Annotated in this window: 22 protein-coding genes and 1 tRNA gene; 9 read left to right on the top strand and 14 right to left on the bottom strand. The window is 47.3% G+C overall.

Annotated elements, in window-relative coordinates; translation table 11 throughout:
- Positions 1 to 4: 4 nt before the first annotated feature.
- Entirely contained in the window at positions 5 to 496 is a 492-nt protein-coding gene (gene ruvC, locus RTV33_RS12545; RefSeq protein WP_312644748.1) for a crossover junction endodeoxyribonuclease RuvC, read from the bottom strand.
- A gap of 301 nt (positions 497 to 797) precedes the next feature.
- Between ruvC and RTV33_RS12540 the strand changes: the two genes are divergently transcribed.
- A tRNA-Val gene (locus tag RTV33_RS12540) sits at positions 798 to 873 on the top strand.
- 174 nt (positions 874 to 1,047) lie between these two features.
- On the opposite strand, the gene RTV33_RS12535 is transcribed toward RTV33_RS12540, so the two are convergent.
- Complete coding sequence (locus tag RTV33_RS12535; RefSeq protein ID WP_312644746.1) at positions 1,048 to 1,251, bottom strand: DUF6514 family protein; 204 nt, start codon at positions 1,249 to 1,251, stop codon at positions 1,048 to 1,050.
- A 378-nt stretch (positions 1,252 to 1,629) separates the two neighbouring features.
- On the opposite strand from RTV33_RS12535, the gene RTV33_RS12530 reads away from it, so the two are divergent.
- Positions 1,630 to 1,806: a hypothetical protein gene (locus RTV33_RS12530; protein ID WP_312644745.1), complete on the top strand. Its 177-nt coding sequence runs from the start codon at positions 1,630 to 1,632 to the stop codon at positions 1,804 to 1,806.
- A gap of 229 nt (positions 1,807 to 2,035) precedes the next feature.
- On the opposite strand, the gene RTV33_RS12525 is transcribed toward RTV33_RS12530, so the two are convergent.
- From RTV33_RS12525 to RTV33_RS12505, 5 genes are all read right to left on the bottom strand, one after another.
- Positions 2,036 to 2,215: a hypothetical protein gene (locus tag RTV33_RS12525; protein WP_312644743.1), complete on the bottom strand. Its 180-nt coding sequence runs from the start codon at positions 2,213 to 2,215 to the stop codon at positions 2,036 to 2,038.
- Positions 2,216 to 2,494: 279 nt separating this feature from the next.
- Positions 2,495 to 3,487: an asparaginase gene (locus tag RTV33_RS12520; RefSeq protein ID WP_312644741.1), complete on the bottom strand. Its 993-nt coding sequence runs from the start codon at positions 3,485 to 3,487 to the stop codon at positions 2,495 to 2,497.
- Positions 3,488 to 3,511: 24 nt separating this feature from the next.
- Complete coding sequence (locus tag RTV33_RS12515; RefSeq protein ID WP_312644739.1) at positions 3,512 to 4,063, bottom strand: Fe-S-containing hydro-lyase; 552 nt, start codon at positions 4,061 to 4,063, stop codon at positions 3,512 to 3,514.
- A gap of 2 nt (positions 4,064 to 4,065) precedes the next feature.
- Positions 4,066 to 4,905, bottom strand: coding sequence for a fumarate hydratase (locus RTV33_RS12510; RefSeq protein ID WP_312644737.1), 840 nt, complete (start codon positions 4,903 to 4,905; stop codon positions 4,066 to 4,068).
- A gap of 21 nt (positions 4,906 to 4,926) precedes the next feature.
- On the bottom strand, positions 4,927 to 5,460 hold the full coding sequence (locus RTV33_RS12505; RefSeq protein ID WP_312644735.1) for a cob(I)yrinic acid a,c-diamide adenosyltransferase: 534 nt from the start codon (positions 5,458 to 5,460) through the stop codon (positions 4,927 to 4,929).
- Positions 5,461 to 5,711: 251 nt separating this feature from the next.
- Here RTV33_RS12505 and RTV33_RS12500 point away from each other — a divergent pair, with 251 nt between their 5' ends.
- On the top strand, positions 5,712 to 5,915 hold the full coding sequence (locus RTV33_RS12500; protein ID WP_312644734.1) for a hypothetical protein: 204 nt from the start codon (positions 5,712 to 5,714) through the stop codon (positions 5,913 to 5,915).
- 80 nt (positions 5,916 to 5,995) lie between these two features.
- On the opposite strand, the gene rbr is transcribed toward RTV33_RS12500, so the two are convergent.
- From rbr to RTV33_RS12480, 4 genes are all read right to left on the bottom strand, one after another.
- The gene (rbr, locus tag RTV33_RS12495) at positions 5,996 to 6,535 is read right to left on the bottom strand and encodes a rubrerythrin (RefSeq protein ID WP_312644732.1); all 540 of its coding nucleotides are present in this window, start codon (positions 6,533 to 6,535) and stop codon (positions 5,996 to 5,998) included.
- 75 nt (positions 6,536 to 6,610) lie between these two features.
- Positions 6,611 to 7,924: a patatin-like phospholipase family protein gene (locus RTV33_RS12490; RefSeq protein WP_312644730.1), complete on the bottom strand. Its 1,314-nt coding sequence runs from the start codon at positions 7,922 to 7,924 to the stop codon at positions 6,611 to 6,613.
- A gap of 19 nt (positions 7,925 to 7,943) precedes the next feature.
- Positions 7,944 to 8,384 carry an ImmA/IrrE family metallo-endopeptidase gene (locus RTV33_RS12485; protein ID WP_312644728.1) on the bottom strand — a complete coding sequence of 147 codons (441 nt, stop codon included), beginning with the start codon at positions 8,382 to 8,384 and terminating at the stop codon, positions 7,944 to 7,946.
- A gap of 19 nt (positions 8,385 to 8,403) precedes the next feature.
- A complete protein-coding gene (locus RTV33_RS12480; protein ID WP_312644726.1) occupies positions 8,404 to 8,769 on the bottom strand; it encodes a helix-turn-helix transcriptional regulator in 366 nt (121 codons plus the stop codon).
- A 228-nt stretch (positions 8,770 to 8,997) separates the two neighbouring features.
- Between RTV33_RS12480 and RTV33_RS12475 the strand changes: the two genes are divergently transcribed.
- The 5 genes from RTV33_RS12475 to RTV33_RS12455 all read left to right on the top strand — a co-directional run bounded on the left by RTV33_RS12475 (position 8,998) and on the right by RTV33_RS12455 (position 12,307).
- Positions 8,998 to 9,216, top strand: coding sequence for a hypothetical protein (locus RTV33_RS12475; protein WP_312644724.1), 219 nt, complete (start codon positions 8,998 to 9,000; stop codon positions 9,214 to 9,216).
- On the top strand, positions 9,210 to 9,554 hold the full coding sequence (locus RTV33_RS12470) for a sigma factor-like helix-turn-helix DNA-binding protein (protein ID WP_312644722.1): 345 nt from the start codon (positions 9,210 to 9,212) through the stop codon (positions 9,552 to 9,554). The genes RTV33_RS12475 and RTV33_RS12470 overlap by 7 nt, the downstream gene beginning before the upstream one ends.
- A gap of 182 nt (positions 9,555 to 9,736) precedes the next feature.
- Positions 9,737 to 10,855: an iron-containing alcohol dehydrogenase family protein gene (locus RTV33_RS12465; RefSeq protein WP_312644721.1), complete on the top strand. Its 1,119-nt coding sequence runs from the start codon at positions 9,737 to 9,739 to the stop codon at positions 10,853 to 10,855.
- Positions 10,856 to 10,902: 47 nt separating this feature from the next.
- On the top strand, positions 10,903 to 11,433 hold the full coding sequence (locus RTV33_RS12460; RefSeq protein WP_312644719.1) for an inorganic diphosphatase: 531 nt from the start codon (positions 10,903 to 10,905) through the stop codon (positions 11,431 to 11,433).
- A gap of 136 nt (positions 11,434 to 11,569) precedes the next feature.
- Positions 11,570 to 12,307: a MerR family transcriptional regulator gene (locus RTV33_RS12455; protein WP_312644716.1), complete on the top strand. Its 738-nt coding sequence runs from the start codon at positions 11,570 to 11,572 to the stop codon at positions 12,305 to 12,307.
- Positions 12,308 to 12,398: 91 nt separating this feature from the next.
- Here RTV33_RS12455 and RTV33_RS12450 read toward each other — a convergent pair whose 3' ends face one another.
- The 3 genes from RTV33_RS12450 to gap all read right to left on the bottom strand — a co-directional run bounded on the left by RTV33_RS12450 (position 12,399) and on the right by gap (position 15,392).
- The gene (locus RTV33_RS12450) at positions 12,399 to 13,022 is read right to left on the bottom strand and encodes a DUF421 domain-containing protein (RefSeq protein WP_312644714.1); all 624 of its coding nucleotides are present in this window, start codon (positions 13,020 to 13,022) and stop codon (positions 12,399 to 12,401) included.
- A gap of 242 nt (positions 13,023 to 13,264) precedes the next feature.
- A complete protein-coding gene (locus tag RTV33_RS12445) occupies positions 13,265 to 14,182 on the bottom strand; it encodes a ribonuclease Z (protein ID WP_312644712.1) in 918 nt (305 codons plus the stop codon).
- A gap of 208 nt (positions 14,183 to 14,390) precedes the next feature.
- Positions 14,391 to 15,392: a type I glyceraldehyde-3-phosphate dehydrogenase gene (gene gap / locus RTV33_RS12440; protein WP_312644710.1), complete on the bottom strand. Its 1,002-nt coding sequence runs from the start codon at positions 15,390 to 15,392 to the stop codon at positions 14,391 to 14,393.
- Positions 15,393 to 15,657: 265 nt separating this feature from the next.
- On the opposite strand from gap, the gene RTV33_RS12435 reads away from it, so the two are divergent.
- On the top strand, positions 15,658 to 16,803 hold the full coding sequence (locus tag RTV33_RS12435; protein ID WP_312644708.1) for a HAMP domain-containing sensor histidine kinase: 1,146 nt from the start codon (positions 15,658 to 15,660) through the stop codon (positions 16,801 to 16,803).
- Positions 16,804 to 16,865: the final 62 nt, after the last annotated feature.

The following is a 16,865-nucleotide window of genomic DNA, read 5'->3' as shown; positions in this document are numbered from 1 at the left end:
TCCCTTATTTCAGCCGGCTCATCAAGGAGCCGGAACAGTGTCCGTGGCAGATTGCCATTGCCAGCGCATCTGCGGTATCATCAGGTTTTGGAACAGACTCCAGCTTTAAAATAGATTTGGTCATCTCCTGCACCTGTGCTTTAATAGCTTTGCCATAACCCACCACGCTCTGCTTTACCTGCATGGGGGTGTATTCATAAATCGCCACATTGTTTTGCCGCGCCGCCAGCAAAATAACGCCGCGCGCCTGTGCCACATCGATACCGGTGGTTTTATTGTTGGTAAAGAATAGCTTTTCAATCGACATTGCGTCCGGCTTGTATTTTTGTATAATGCGTACCATATCGTTATAGATAATTTCGAGACGGCGTTCAAACAGCATTCCTGCCGGGGTAGTAATTGCTCCGTAAGCGCGGGTGGTAAACCGATTGTCGGTATAATCTAGAACACCGTAGCCTACAATTGCATAGCCCGGGTCTATTCCTATGATAATCATTTCTTCTCTCCATTAAACGTCTTTCAGGCAACAAGCCAGCAGAAAGCACAAAGGCTGAACATCTGTTTTATTATATCATAAGAGGTGGTGCCAAACAACATTGTATCTCGATTATTCGCCGTCACATTTGGGCAAAATGCTTTATTATTCAAGTTGTTTTTAGTAGTACTGGTTGGATACAAGAAACGCATGTAAACATTTTAAAAAATTTTTATGTCTTAAACTTGCTTTTCATGTAAACATATTGTATAATCAATAAGTCGCTTCAAGTAAGGCTTGTCCGCGGCACAATTTAATATAGGGACGATTAGCTCAGCTGGTAGAGCTTCCGCTTGACGTGCGGAAGGTCGGGGATTCGAGTTCCTCATCGTCCACCAGGGGTGCTGTCCTTGCAATAGCGGGGGCGGTACTATTTTTTTGTTTTATTCATGCGGTTTGTAGGCACTTGGTGCTTGCAAGCCGTTTTTTTGTTTCATTCTTGCTCTGCTGCAAAAGCAACGTTAAAAAGCTAGTATGACACTTGTACCAAGTTAAAACAAAAATAGCGGAGCCTAAAGCCCCGCTACCCAATCCTCAACCACATCGGTGAAATGCATTTTGCTAAGCGTATGAGTATTGCACAGATACAAAAGCCGTTCCACATTCTCGCAGCGGGTGGATATATCTCCGATATAATATCCATCTGTTGCAATACCATAACTCACATAATTACTACTGTTTTCGTCTGCCAAATTTTCGCTCACTAACCAATACACTGCATCTGCACCTCACTTAAAAATGATATACTTTAATCATACTGCAAACAAAGCATAGAAGTAAATTCATGGGGATTAGAACTTTTGAGCATGTTTTTGTGAGTAATTGCTACAAAAGCCGATAAAAAGCAATAAGCGGGTATAAAAATCTGCTTTCTTGGTTCTGTGCAGCAGGTATAGCCTGTTATGTAATTTTCTAAAATACAGTCTATGGTAAAATAAGAGAGCAGTAGCCCCCTTAAAAAACACTGTGTAAAAACTAACCATACTGCTGCCTATTCCTATTGATATACCCGTATTTATTTGTGCCACTAAATTGCTATTAAAATATTTTCTGCCGCCTGTTCGTGGCATAATACATTTAAAGGAGGTGATTTTATGCTGAAATCGGATAAGGAGCTGGCGGTTGAATTTGCATGTGCTTATGTATCGGCTTGGTTTTCCAAAACAAACATAGAACACCCTATCAACGGCCCCATGATAAAAAATATTATAACCGATTCTTTCAATGCAATTCATGCCCTGTCGGACGATACGCCCCCCGGCAGCAAGTAGCATTTTACCGAATTGTAGCGTCGTATATGCTGGTTTTTTTCAATTTACCCTGCCCGCATCTATTCAACCGTACCAATATGCTTAACCCTGTCTATCGGGTTGACTCCATCATTCGGCAGAAGTATCTGCATAAGGTACTATACTTTTTGGTTCACAACCTGCCTTTGCCGCATATATTGTCATTGGGATGATCTCCCGATGAATAGGAAAGATAGATAAGATAATTTGTTTAATATAAAGGATGCGGAATACTTGCTGTTGTTGCAAGCTTGCTTCTAGGCGCTGCTGTTGCAGTTTTATTTTTCTTTAACTCTACTCCATTTATTACGGATATCCTCCCCATTCCCTTTTGGGCTGCTGTAATAACCCTTTTGGTGTTATTTGTAATCCTGCTGTTTGCACGTCCCATGTCTCCTTGTGAGCTAAAATGTACGTGTAAATTCAGCTATTGCCTGCTCGGTGCTGCAATAGGCACCTTGTCGCCGCAGTTTCTGCATTGGCAATTAACCTGAATTCCATTTCTATTTTGGTGACAGTATTGATTGGGCTGGAGCGTACCTTTTTTACCTGTTGCTCACCACCGCTCTTTGTTTGATCTGCTGTCAGCTCAAGGAGTTGTGCTGCAGGCACGAACCTCTGTCAATAAAGCAGCGGACGAAGCTTTCTTCGTCCGCTGCTCTTGCTTTGCCTATTGCAGTGAAATTTCACCAACATAGTTGGTTGCAAACACACGCCGCACCTCGGCAGGGTCGCTGTTTTTGCCCAATGCCCACATCAGCTTGGTGACAGCGGCTTCGGTCGTCATATCATAGCCTTGCACCACGCCCTGATCCAGCACCTTCTGCCCCGCCTGATAGATCGAAAAATCGCTGCCCTCATACAGGCACTGGCTGCATACCACCACCGTAATATTACTTTGCACAATTTTTTGCAGTTTTGCGATCAAATCGCGGCGGATAAAGTGCAGCCCGCCCGCTCCAAATGCCTCTATGACGATACCCTTATAGTTCATTTGCAGCAGCATATCAAATATTTCGGGGTTCAGCCCAGGGGTAAGCTTGATGAGAAACACATCGCTGCACAAATTATCCTCAAGGCAAAATTCACCCTGTGGCTTGGTGGGAGTATACAGCATCTGCAGGCCCTGAGAATTGATTACCGCGGCACATGCACTGTTGACGCTTTCAAACGCGTCAAAGCCTGTGGTGCGCACCTTTACGGCACGCGCACCAAAAATTACTTTGCGGTCAAACACCACAAACACACCCGGCGCACCCGAGGCCGCCATAGCAAACGCGCCGCGAAGATTTTCAAATCCATCTGAAAGTGGGTGGCGTATGGGCAGCTGCGACCCGGTAAGCACCACAGGAATGGGAATATTGCGCAACATAAACGACAGCACCGATGAGGTATATGCCATCGTGTCGGTGCCATGTGTCAGAACAATTCCGTCGTAAAAACGGTAACGCTGCGCAATACAGCCTGCAATCTGTTGCCACTCCTCGGGCTGGATATTGGAGCTATCCAGATGAAACAAATCGTAGGTTTCCACCGTATAATTCTCCGTGATGCTCGTGAGCAGCGGAAGCAGCTCGCCGCTGCTGAGTGACGGGGCAAGCCCCTCCTCGGTGGGTTCACTGGCGATGGTGCCGCCCGTTGTAATCAGTAAAATTTTCTTCATTCTGCCTCCGTATTATCATGCGTTTTAGCGGCTGAGATACGCCGCGCGCCCATTTTTATAAAGGTTGTTGCCTTCGCTGTCGATGATCACCACGACCGGCAGGTTCTCCACTTCAAGGCGGCGAATCGCCTCCGCGCCAAGATCTTCATAAGCGATGATCTCTGCTTTTTTTACACATTTTGCAAGCAGCGCACCCGCCCCACCAATGGCACCGAAATACACCGCACCGTTTTGCTTCATTGCTTCAATTACGTCGTCACCGCGTTTGCCCTTGCCGATCATACCCGTCTGTCCGAGGCTAATCAGCATGGGAGCGTAGGCATCCATGCGGTAGCTTGTGGTGGGGCCGGCCGAACCAATTACCTGCCCCTCACGCGCAGGGGTGGGGCCCACATAGTAGATGATCGCATTCTCAATCGTAAACGGAAGCGGCTTGCCCTGCTCAGCAAGTTCTACAAGGCGTTTGTGGGCGGCATCTCGTGCGGTGTAGATAACCCCTGTGATGTATACACTGTCTCCACAGTGAAGATCCTTGAGCTTATCCCTTGTAAGGGGGGTATTTATGTATTTTTCCATGCCTAGATCACCTCCGTTTTGTGGCGGGTAACATGGCAGTTGATGTTGACCGCACACGGCAGGCCCGCAATGTGGGTAGGCATAGTCTCAATGTTTACCGCAAGCGCAGTGGTTTTACCGCCAAAGCCTTGCGGGCCAATGCCCTTACGGTTAATCTGCTCGAGCATTTCCGCCTCAAGCTGCGCATAGAACGGATTGCTGCTGCGCTGTGTCAGCGGGCGCAGCAAAGCGGTTTTGGCAAGCAGCGCAGCTTTGTCGAACGTGCCGCCGATACCTACACCAACAACGATGGGCGGGCACGGGTTGGGGCCTGCGTCCTCCACCACTTTCAGAATAAATTCCTTGACGCCGTCCAAGTCATCCGAGGGCTTAAGCATCTTGATTTGGCTCATATTTTCGCTGCCGAACCCCTTGGGCGCAACGGTAATTTTGATTTGGTCTCCCGCCGTCAGGTCGTAGTAGATCATTGCGGGGGTATTGTCGCGGGTGTTTACGCGGTCAATCGGGTCACGCACCACCGACTTGCGCAGAAAACCCTGCTCATAGCCCTGCCGCACACCCTCATTTACCGCTTCGCGTACATCGCCGGAGATGTGTACCTCCTGCCCTATCTCCAAAAATACACATGCCACCCCTGTGTCCTGGCAGATGGGTACGTCATCCTCAGCCGCAATCTTATAGTTTTCTATCATCTTATCCAGAATGCCCTGTGCCGGCTCCCAGTCTTCGCACGCACGGCATTCACCAATCCGCTGCTGTACATCGGCAGGCAGGTAGCAGTTTGCCTCCATGCACAGCCGTTTCACCACATCGGTAATTTGCTGTGAGTTAATCTCTCTCATGCGTCTTCCTCCATCCTATTGTCAGCGTTCAATGCCCGTGCGCGCGGCAACACCGTTGTCGTAGGGGTGCTTTACTTTACGTACCTCCGAAACATAGTCTGCCCGATCGAGCAGCCACTGGGGCGGGTTGCGCCCTGTCATAATCAGCTCGAGCTGCGGGGGCTTCTGCTCTAACAGTTCAAGCAGCAGTTCCTCATCAATCAGGCTGCAGCTGAGCGCACCCAGCAACTCGTCGAGAACCAGCAGATCGCACTCACCGCTTTTTGCAAGCTCCAGCGCGGTTTTTAAATAACGGCTGTGCGCAGCTTTGGTTTGTTCCAGCTCCCGGCGATCCATCTGAAAGGTAAACTTAGGGCTGAGCTGTTCCCGAATCACGGTGATATTCGGCAGCAGCTTAAGAGAGTTCAGTTCGCTGCTCTGCTGCCCTTTTAAAAACTGTACCAACGCTACCTTCATGCCGCTGCCTGCGGCACGCACCGCAAGCCCGATTGCCGCGGTTGTTTTGCCTTTTCCGTCGCCGCAGTAGATATGAACCAAACCTTTTTGTTCCTCCATTGCCCAGCCCCCTAATTAGTTAGAATGATCGTTAGCCATATTGTACAACGTTTCTCTGCTCGGTTCAACATCTTTCCTGTTTTCTATCACTTTATAAAAATATTTTGAATCAGCTCTTTTCAAACAAAGAATTTTATGCTATGATAAACAAAAGAACAAACGTTCTAGGTGCGAAACTTTACTTTTTTCTAAAGTAGTTTTAATTTTTTAGCAAGAACATACGTTTACAGTGATTTGAGGAGGACATTTTTATGATGACAGCAGAGATTTTAAAATGGATATTAGCCGGATTTTGTTTTGGAGTGGCGATCCTTTCTATCGTCGTATCTCAGGCGATTCACCCCAAAACGGGTGCTGCGCCTCAAAGCATGCAAGAAACCGCCCCGGAGCCACACCCTGTCCCACCGCTTTACCTGCCGCAAACAGGCGGCCCTGATTTTAAACATGCCGCATGAGCCCGCATTCGATGGCTCGCACCCCGATAAAAAACCTCCCCCGAAACCAACAGCCGGTTCTGGGGGAGGCTTTTTATCTTCTATTTGTAGTTCTCTGCTTTTTCTTGGAAGAAGCCCTGCTCGTATTTGCATACGGGGCAGATTTGCGGTGCCGCTGTACCGACATGGATGTGCCCGCAGTTACGGCAAATCCAGACGATCTTATCATCCTTTTTAAACACCGCACCGTTCTTCAAATTCTCAATCAGCTGGCGATAACGTTCCTCGTGCTCTTTTTCAATTTTAGCAATCAGCTCCATCTGAATGGCAATTTCGGTAAACCCTTCCTCCCTTGCATCCGCGGCAAACGTCGGGTACATGTCGCTCCACTCGTAATGCTCGCCGCCCGCACCGTCCTCCAGGTTGGCCTGTGTGTTGCCAATACCGCCGTGCAGGTGCTTAAACCACTGCTCGGCATGTGCTTTTTCGTTCTTTGCGGTTTCTTCAAAAATCTCTGCAAGCTGCTCATAGCCATCCTTGCGCGCCTGTTCGGCGTAAATGGTGTATTTGGTGCGTGCCTGCGATTCACCCGCGAATGCCGCCATTAAATTTGCCTCGGTTTTGCTTCCCTTGAATTCCATCGTATCCCTCCAAACTTTGTTTATGGATAATATGGACAGGCAGCAAAAAGATTATGCACACAACCGGTAAAATGCTTACCACTGTGCCAGCTCAAGTACAAACAGGTACAGCCCCGTAATAAACTCATCGGCTACCAGTGTACTAAGCACCTTCAGCAGCGTGCCGTCGCTCTCCTGCTTATATGCTTTACGAATTTCGCCCAGACAAAATGCGGCCACATGCCGTTTGTCAATCAGCCTGATCGCTCCCAGAAATTCCTTTGGTTTTTTTGCCGCGTCAAATGCTTGCCCCAGCTGCACCATATCCTCGTTGTGTATTTGGCGGATGGCATCGCTAAGCTGCTTATTCATCTCATCAAAGGTATAGGTGACTAGCGGTGAAAGCTCAAATACCCGCGCCGCTGTTTCACCCGCCGCGGCAATCGCTGCGTCGCTGGTCATACGTACACGCGTTCCGCTGTCCACCACTCGTGCAAGACGGATATTTGCATTTGCCTCAATCGATAGCTTATTGTATTTTTGAATTGTCAGATTGGTTTTGATGGTGATAAGGTCAAAGTATTTTTCCAGCCTGCGGGCATTTTTCGCCGTCTCGCCTTTGTGAAAGGGGTAGGCGGCACCTTCCAGCCTGCCGAATTCTTTGAGCGTATCGAGATAGCCCAGCTCAATATTTCGCCTTGCCGCCTCTTTATCAAACAAAATAAACACGCCCAAATTCCACTTGCTGCGGATGTAACGGATTTTAGCACCGCGCGCGTCAACACGCTTTTGCCGCCCAATCGCCTCTAAATCCACCGCAACAATTTCATCCGCACCGCGCTCAAGGGCGAGGCTGATGGGCATATTATCGTAGTAGCCGCCATCGATATAGCGCGCCCCGCCGATCTGCCGCATCTTCATGGCGGGAAAACAGGCGGCACTCGCCATCAGGTAATCCACCAGTTCACCCTCGGGCATGTTCTCTTTATTGATGATGTGCGGCGCAAGGCTCGGGTACTCTACCGTGACAATCTCAAACTCGGTCGGCGAGCGGCGGATACGTTCCTCATCCACACAGCGGCGCAAAATATCCTCCAGTGGGCGCGGGTCGGCGCCGCCGTTTTTCGCCATCTCGTGTATAAACACTGCCAGCTTATTGTTAAAATCCTTGAAGCTGTCAATTTTATCGTCGATGTCCATGCTTAATACATCGGTGGTGGATATGGTCTGCCACATTTCGACTGCGACATCGTAATCGTCCTGCACCATCAGTGCACCGTTAAGCGCACCTACCGAGGTACCTGTCACTATTTCAAAATTCCAGCCCAACTCGCGCAGGGCGCGCCATACACCAATTTGATACGACCCGCGGGAGCCTCCCCCCGCCAGCACCAATGCCCGTTTTGCCATACAGCAGCCTCCTCTATCTTTAGGCACCCGCCGTGTAATACAGCTGCACCAAGCGCTCGGGCAGCCCTGTGCGGCGCGCAACATCTTCTATCGTCACCACTTCCGCACCTTCGTTCAGCTCTTCGCCGTCAAGCAGCAGATAGGCACAGAAGGTATCTGCCTCGTTCTCATATCGCTGGCAGTTCAGCAGCGTTTGAGTACGCAAAAACACCCCGTTGTATTCGCGGTGCAGCTGTGCATGCCCCAGCTCATGCCCACAAACTACCCGTGCCTCGTTTTCATCCAGCTCTTGGTTCAGAAAGATGACCTGATTGTTGTTGATTAACAAATAAAACCCTTTTACGTCGGGCGGCAGGTCGCAATACAGCACCCCAATGCGCAATGCCTCGCACAGTGCAAACGGGTCGTTTGTGCCATATTCGCTGCGCAGCTTTTTGACTATCCCTTTTATATCAGACACACGTTTTCCTCCGTTATGCTTACTCGCCCTTCTGCCCCAGCACAAAGCTGATGCCCAGCTTAATGGCGTCAATAATTTTTTCACTGTCTGCAGGGTCGACCATAACGCCGTTGAACATCAGCCCCTCCTGCTCTAAAATGGCCTCACGCACGCTCTCAATAATTTCATTGAGATCCTTCTGCTGTGCAGGCGCACCTGTACTGAGCAGAAAATCGCTGGATACGCGAAAAAAACCGCATAGCTTTGCCAGTGTTTCATGGTCGGGCTCTCTGCGCCCCTGTTCGTACATACCCACCGCACTTGCCGACACACCAAGCTGCTGTGCAAGCTGCGACTGCGTCAGCCCTTTTATTTTGCGCAGTTCCTTCAGTCGTTCTGCCAACATGCTCTCATCCCCTTTATTACAATAAGAATACACGAATCGTGTAGAAAATGCAAGTAGTTTTTTTACACAATTCGTGTGATTTTTGAGTTGACAGATTGGACTTTCTCTGCTAGTCTTGAAATTAAGCCCCTATCATACAGCTGTTTCCACTTCAGCTGTAAAAATTTAATAAGAACATATGTTTACTTTGTACACAAAATGTGTGATTAGTGAAAGGAGCCTGACAACTTGAATTACAGCGCAATGATTGATGAATATACCCTCACCGAGGCCATGCTGCGCGAGCGTGTTACCGCACTTCGCCAACAAATGAAGCTGTTGCCGCTGCCTGAGCAGGACCAAATAAAGCGCCGCCTGTATTTGCTGCAGGAGGAGATGTACGATGTTGCACTGGTTCGCCTTGAATTGGTGCGCCGCCAGCGCGAAGAGGAGGTAGTGCTGTGCTGAGAACAAAAACCAAACGCGTATTTACCGTAGAGGACATCGACAGCATTGCATTGCAGGCACAGCAGTGCCTGGACAGCGAAAATACCAACCGCCAGTTTCTCACCGCATTGCTGCGTGCAACACGGCACGCGGTAAGCCACGAGCTCACCGCCCGCCAGCACCAGTGCTTTACCCTGCATTATTACCGCGGACTTTCGGTGAATGAGATTGCCGCTGAGCTTGCTCTTGATTGCTCCACCGTTTCACGGCATATCCGTGCCGCACGTGAGCGCATTCGCCGCCATGCACATTATTGCATCTTTGCCTATCGTGATTCTCCGCGTGGTTTCGATTGTTAGCTTTCGCATCATTCTAATAATTTCTTATTGCCGCTTGCTTTCATTCGCAATTCACCTTATAAATTGCTACATCATAATAACTGCATTATAATACGATTGGCGCGTGTTTTTTTGCAATTCTACTTGCCTTGCTTGCAGCAAGTGTCTATAATAGACTTATATTAAATAGTTGGAGGTACCAGATGAATTTTGACTTTTATCTACCCACTCATGTCATCAGCGGTACAGGTTGTGTTCGCAATGGCGGGGCAGTTTTTTCTTCCCTTGGCAGAAAGTGCCTGATTGTAACCGGCAAAAACAGCGCCAAAGCATGCGGTGCACTGGATGACTGCACTGCGGTTCTGGACGAGCAGGGGATTGCTTACCAGGTGTTCGACGGCATTGGGCAAAATCCACTGCTTTCCTCCTGTGAAACGGCAGGCCAGGTTGCACGTGAGTTTGGCGCGGAGTTTCTCATCGGCATTGGTGGCGGTTCTCCGCTTGATGCAACCAAAGCGATCGCATTTTTTGCCTGCAACGATCTGCATGGCACCGATATTTACGGCGATCTGCCCAAAAATGCGCTGCCGATGGTGCTCATTGGCACAACCGCCGGTACAGGCAGCGAGGTGACCCCATATTCGGTACTCACCATCGATGAAACGGGACGCAAACGGTCTTTCCGAGACAAGCACGGTCTTTCCTATGCATCCTATGTTTTCTCTGACCCTAACTATACGGCTTCACTTTCGTATGATTTTACGGTAAGCACCGCGCTCGATGCACTTTGCCATGCAATAGAGGGCTATTTTGCCTCTACCGCCACTGATATCTCTGACCTTTTCGCAACACGTGGCATCGCCGTAATTGTAAAGGCACTGGAATCAATCAAAGGCAAAGCCGACGGTGCGGAGATTACCATGCGTGAGCGTGAGCTGCTGCTTTACGGCTCGCTTTATGCGGGTGTTACCATCAATACAACCGGTACCGGCTTTTGCCACCCACTCGGTTACTTCCTCACGGAAGAGTACCAGGTTCCCCATGGGCAGGCATGCGCAATCTTTCTGCGTGGATATCTCGACGAGGCAAAGGAGCACCTGTGTGAGAAATACGCCGCTTTGTTTAGCACACTGGGTTACGGCGACAGTACGGTTTCAACACTGATTGGCGAGTTGCTGAATGTAAAGCTGCCCAGCCTTACCGAGGAGCAGCTGCGTGAAGTTGCACAGCGTAGCGCACCCACTGCAAACTTTTTGCACTCCCCCGGTGTTTTTACCGAAGAAAAAGCTTTTGAACTTTTAAAAAAAGTTTTTCAGGCATAAAATAGCATTGTGCAGGTAAACTGCATAAGGAAACGGTGGTATCAATTATGAACATCTGGCATGACATCAACCCCAAGCGTATTTCCCCCAAGGATTTTATGGCAGTCATCGAGATTCCTACCGGCAGCAAGAAAAAGTACGAGTTGGACAAAGAAACCGGTCTGATTGTTCTTGACCGCGTCCTTTACACCTCCACCCACTATCCTGCGAACTACGGCTTTATCCCCCGTACCTACGGTGATGACCTCGACCCGCTGGACGTTCTGGTGCTCTGCAGCGAGCCTATGGACCCATTGACGCTGGTACGCTGCTACCCCATCGGTGTTATCACCATGATCGACAACGGCAGGAATGATGAAAAAATCGTCGCCATTCCGTTTGGGGACCCCACCTATAACAACTACCGCGATATTAATGACCTGCCCTCCCACATCTTTGACGAGATGATTCATTTCTTTCAGGTCTACAAGGCGCTCGAAAACAAAGAGACCGCAGTGAACGAGATCGAACATGTGGAAAAGGCCGTTGAGGTTATTCAAAAGGCTCTGGAATCCTATATTATTCATTTTTGTAAATAGCGAAAAGGGACGCGGTTGCGTCCCTTTTTATATACTGCAAGGGCTTGTCAAATTTTTTATAAAATTTTTTAATTGCACTTGACTCTCACGTAGCGTTATAGTTTACAATACAGTGGAAGGAAGCAGGTGATAATCCATGAATAAAACTGTTTATCAGGTTGCAAAGCTAACAGGTATCAGTGTGCGCACACTGCATTACTACGACGAAATAGGGCTGCTGCACCCCAGCGAGGTTACCGAGGCCGGGTACCGCCTTTACGATGATGCATCGTTGGAACGGCTGCAGCAGATTTTGTATTTTCGCGAGTTGGATTTTGCGCTGAAGGATATCGGACGAATTTTGGATGCACCCTCCTTTGATAAAAACAGAGCACTTGCGAATCACAAAGAATTGCTGGTTCTAAAACGCAACCGGCTGAGTTCTTTGATTGCACTGGTAGACGATACGTTGAAAGGAGAGAAAACAATGAGTTTTAAAGAATTTGATAAGAGCGAGATTGAAGCTGCTCAAGAAAAATACGCAAAAGAGGCAGAAGCGCGCTGGGGCGACACCGATGCCTTTGCCGAAAGTAAACAAAAAACAGCTGGATATGGCAAAAAAGAGTGGGCTGCTATTACTGAAGAGGCAAACAACATTTATGCCGCTTTTGCCGCAAATATGGATAACGATCCGTCCGAGCCCAAAGTGCAGCAGTTGGTTGCCGACTGGCACAGCCACATCACCCAATATTACTACAACTGCACCAAAGAAATTCTAGCCGGTTTGGGGGAGATGTACGTTGCTGACGAGCGTTTCACCCAAAACATTGACCGGCATGCCATTGGGCTGGCAAAATTTATGCGCGATGCCATTCGTATTTACTGCGAAAAATAGCACAAAATTTACTTGCTGATGTGAAAGGGAAGCTGTATTGCAGCTTCCCTTTTCTTTTATTTTCTGCTGCATTCGTATCTGCCCGTCTCGTCTACTCAAACATATCTCTTGTCATTTTCTTTTTTATTTTTACGTAGACGCTCAAATTATTATCGCGGTCACAGGTCGCGAGAAATACATCCTCAACTTTTGAGACTTCTTGAGCCTGCAACTGTTTTTGCAGCCATTGTTCATTGTTGCCTGTAAATTTAAGATTGTCCGGCAGAATTTTTCCGTCGATGATGACATTAACCACCGCTTTTTCTTGAGCAGGGGATAAATTTAAATCGCAAGGTGTTACCGGACGCTGCGAGGACAAAGGCAAAAAGCTTATTTTACCGTTTGGCTCCAAAATTGCTGTTTGAATGTTGGCAATATTAAAATACCCATTGGTTCTGCACTGCGACAAAAATTCACTGACATCCAGCTTTGCTTTTTTTAAATTTTTTTCAAAAATTTTACCGTCGTCATATAAAATCAATGTTTCGCCCGTTAAAAAGCGGCGCAGCTTAATTGATTTGCTGGTGGCAATTGAAAAAGCAACCGAAAGCAAGGCGTATACCACCATGGCTGTGAGCGGCTTTTTAAAATCATCTTCCAGTGCGGTTGCCATCTCCGCAGCGATTGAGCCGATGGTAATTCCATTGATATAATCAAACATGCTAAGCTGAGACATTTGGCGGTTTCCCATCAGTTTAGTTAACAGAAAAAGTGCGACAATTGAACCCAACGAGCTAAGTATAATGTATAGGCATTCTTTCATAGCGGTTTCCTTTCTGGTAACGTAGCAAATCTATCATTACATTCCATCTTATTTAGGTTGCTCATAAAACCAGATTATTATAACCATATCGTAAAAGACAATTACCTTTCAATAAAATTTACTTTGTTGCAGTTGGGTTGCTGCGGCTGTAAAGCTTAATCTTTGGAATTTCCAAGCGTAGTACAAATTCCATCATGTGCTGCAACCGTCTGGGGAAAGATTTTTCGAGCCTCGTCGAGATACTGTTCGGGATTTGCCATAGCTGGGCTGTAGTGTGTAAGCCATAACTGCTTTACACCTGCTTTTTTTGCAATTTGGGCACTGTCTGAAAACACCATGTGCCCCTTTTCTTTCATTTTATTGTGCAGTGTATCATCACCGTACATCCCCTCGCAGATCAGCAAATCGGCACCGCGAGCAAAATCGGAGATTTCATCTATCGGCTGGGTATCGGTGCAGTAGCACACCTGAATGGGATCGCGCACTCCGTCCAAAACCATGTTCGGCTCAATCACACGTCCATCCTCCAGTTGAATTGCCTGACCAGCATGAAGAGTTTCATAAAGCGGCTTTGGTATTTCAAGCTGTTGTGCTTTGAAGGGGTTGAAAATCGGTTTGCGCTTTATTGCAATGCGATACCCCAAACAGGGCATTCCATGTCTCAGGGGTAAGCAGGAAATTTCCATTTCGCTCTTTTTCAGCTTCTCTGCCCTATCCCCCTTTAACTCTACTAAATCGATTGGATACGGCTGAACGGGAACGATTGCAGTTAAGGCGGATACTACCCGCTCTAAACCCACAGGGCCGGCTATGATAAGGGGTGTTGTTTTACCAGTGTTGCCCAGTGTAAGCAAAAGACCGGGCAGCCCGGCTATATGGTCGGCATGAAAGTGCGTAATCAACAGTACGTCTAAACGGCTTAGCTTGCAACCGGCTTTTTTCAGTGCAATTTGCGTGCCTTCGCCGCAATCAATCAAAATCGCTTTGCCCTGGTACTCAACCCAGCAGCAGGTAAGCCACCTATTCTCGAGAGGAAGCACCCCACCGGTCCCCGGCAGGCATACATCTAACATCCTTTTCCCTCCTTTTACATTCACCAATCCTCTTGTTTTTGCATCATCGTATTTTAGCCTAACTATGATTATGTCCGATAATGGCAACAATATGGAATGTAAAAAATAAAATCTGTCTAATAAAAAAGCACCTCTTTTTGTAATACAAAAAGAGGTGCAGCATGTTACAGTAAGACGCGTTGCCGTGCCTTAATAAGCTGTTTTCAGCTTATTTGTTTTTGTCCATATGCTGGATGAGCATGAGGACTTTGTTGGAATAGCCCCACTCATTGTCGTACCAGGAAACCAGTTTAACAAATTTGTCGGTCAGTGCGATACCAGCTTTAGCATCAAAGATGGAGGTGCGCTCGTCGTGGATAAAGTCGGAAGAAACGACATCATCCTCAGTGTAACCCAAAATGCCTTTGAGCTCATTCTCAGAAGCAGCTTTGACAGCGGCGCAAATCTCATCGTAAGAAGCAGGTTTTGCCAGGTTTACAGTCAGGTCAACAACCGATACGTCCAAAGTAGGAACGCGGAAAGACATACCTGTCAGTTTACCGTTAAGCTCGGGGATAACCTTGCCAACTGCTTTTGCAGCACCGGTGGAAGAAGGGATGATGTTGCCGGAAGCAGCACGTCCGCCTCTCCAGTCCTTTTTGGAAGGACCGTCAACGGTTTTCTGTGTGCCTGTGGTTGCGTGAACTGTAGTCATCAAGCCGTCAACAATGCCAAATTTGTCATTGATAACTTTTGCCAGAGGTGCCAGGCAGTTTGTGGTGCAGGAAGCGTTGGATACGATGTCCATATCTTTGGTGTATTTGTCGTTGTTAACGCCCATAACGAACATAGGAGCATCTTTAGAGGGAGCAGAGATAACAACTTTTTTAGCACCTGCTTTGATGTGAGCCTGAGCTGTCTCCATAGTAGTGAAAACGCCGGTGGACTCTACAACATATTCAGCGCCGCAAGTACCCCAAGGAATGTTTGCAGGGTCTTTCTCTGCGTAGAATTTGATCTCTTTGCCATTTACAACAATAGCATCATCGGTGTATTTGATGTCGCCCTTGTACTGGCCGTGCACGGTGTCGTAACGGAGCATATATGCACAGTAGTCAGGTGTCATGAAAGGATCGTTGATTCCAACAAATTCAATTTCAGGATTATCCAAACCTGCACGGAAAACTAATCTACCAATACGACCAAAACCATTAATACCAACCTTAATCATGGGTGAAACCTCCTAAATTTTTATTCTACTCATATTTTATCTCAAACAGACAAAAATGACAAGCACTTTGTGATATTATTAACTACAAATTCGTTTTTTTGTATACTTGTTTCAAAACCTGTAAATATTTGCTCAGCTTTCTAATAAATATTGTTTACTTCACCCCCTTATTTCTATATAATGTGAAAAGATAGAATAAGAATTGACATAAAATATGCCTATTTATTTTATTATTTGATATCAGGTTGAAAGGTGATATACTGCTATGAAGAAAGGCGTTGCCTGGTGGGGTACTCCATATATTAAAATTTTCCAGAATTTGTCGTACCCCGTAATTTTGCTGGATAGAGACCTTACCTTTAAATGGGCAAATGCAGCGGCAGAAACGCTTTTTACCCCTGAAATAATCAACGATGTTTCCAATGAATTTATTTTGAATCATTATGTTTCGGTAATTTTAGATCAGCTCATTCAAAATCCGCCTATTCAGCTGGCCTCACAGGGTTTACTAGGCGGCAGCTACGATTGCCAGATTACCCCTGCCCTAAACGATGAATGCCCTGACGGCTATATTATAAAATTATTTAAGGATACTTTTTTCGATAACCATTTGCAGGCGGACGGCATTGACCATACTCTTGCAACCTTTGCACATCAAACGCGCAATCCGCTTTCCACCATTTTTTCCGCGCTTTCTGGTATCACTCGCTGCAATGATGAGCTTGAGGATCCGGATATTCGCGAATATGTAAGCAAAATTACGACACAATGCTACCGGCTGCTACGCAGCAGTACCAACATTACCGAGATAAACCGGTTTCAATTTGGTCTCTCCGTATTTTCCCCCCGGAAACAGGATTTATGCCTGTTTTTAGAACAGCTTTGCCGAATCGTTTCCGTTATGATTGAAAGCATTGGCATTCGCTTTCGCTACTCGGTTCCCGGAGAGCCGATTATCACCATGTTCGACTCGGAGAAAATCTCCACCGCAGTGCTCAACCTCATCTCAAATGCTGCAAAGTTTATTGGTGGAACCGGTGAGATTCTAATTGTACTCAGCATCAACAACGGGCATGCTGTCATAACGGTCAGCGACAACGGCCTTGGAATTAACAACCGGATTTTGCAGCGGGTATTTGACCCTTATTTCAGTTACGACCCGCACACTACCGGAATTTGCGGCGATGGGCTGGGGCTTACGCTGTGCAAAATGATCGTGTTGGAACACAGCGGCACGATTTCCGTAAATTCGTGCGAGGGTGTCGGCAGCAAGGTAATGTTCACGCTTCCGCTAAAATGTGACGAATCCACACAGCTTACCATCAGCGATGTAGCAAATGAATACCTGTGCGACCGCTTCTCGAATATGTTTGTCATTTTATCCGACGTGTGCAAAACGCCGGATGTGTAAAATAGAACAGTCAAGACCACCCCTAAAAGGGGTGGCTTGCACGAGCCCTATAAGGGCTTAAT

It is taken from the genome of Hydrogenoanaerobacterium sp. (assembly GCF_032017025.1).
Lineage (GTDB): Bacteria > Bacillota > Clostridia > Oscillospirales > Ruminococcaceae > Hydrogenoanaerobacterium.
This window is presented reverse-complemented; position numbering and strand designations above follow the sequence as displayed.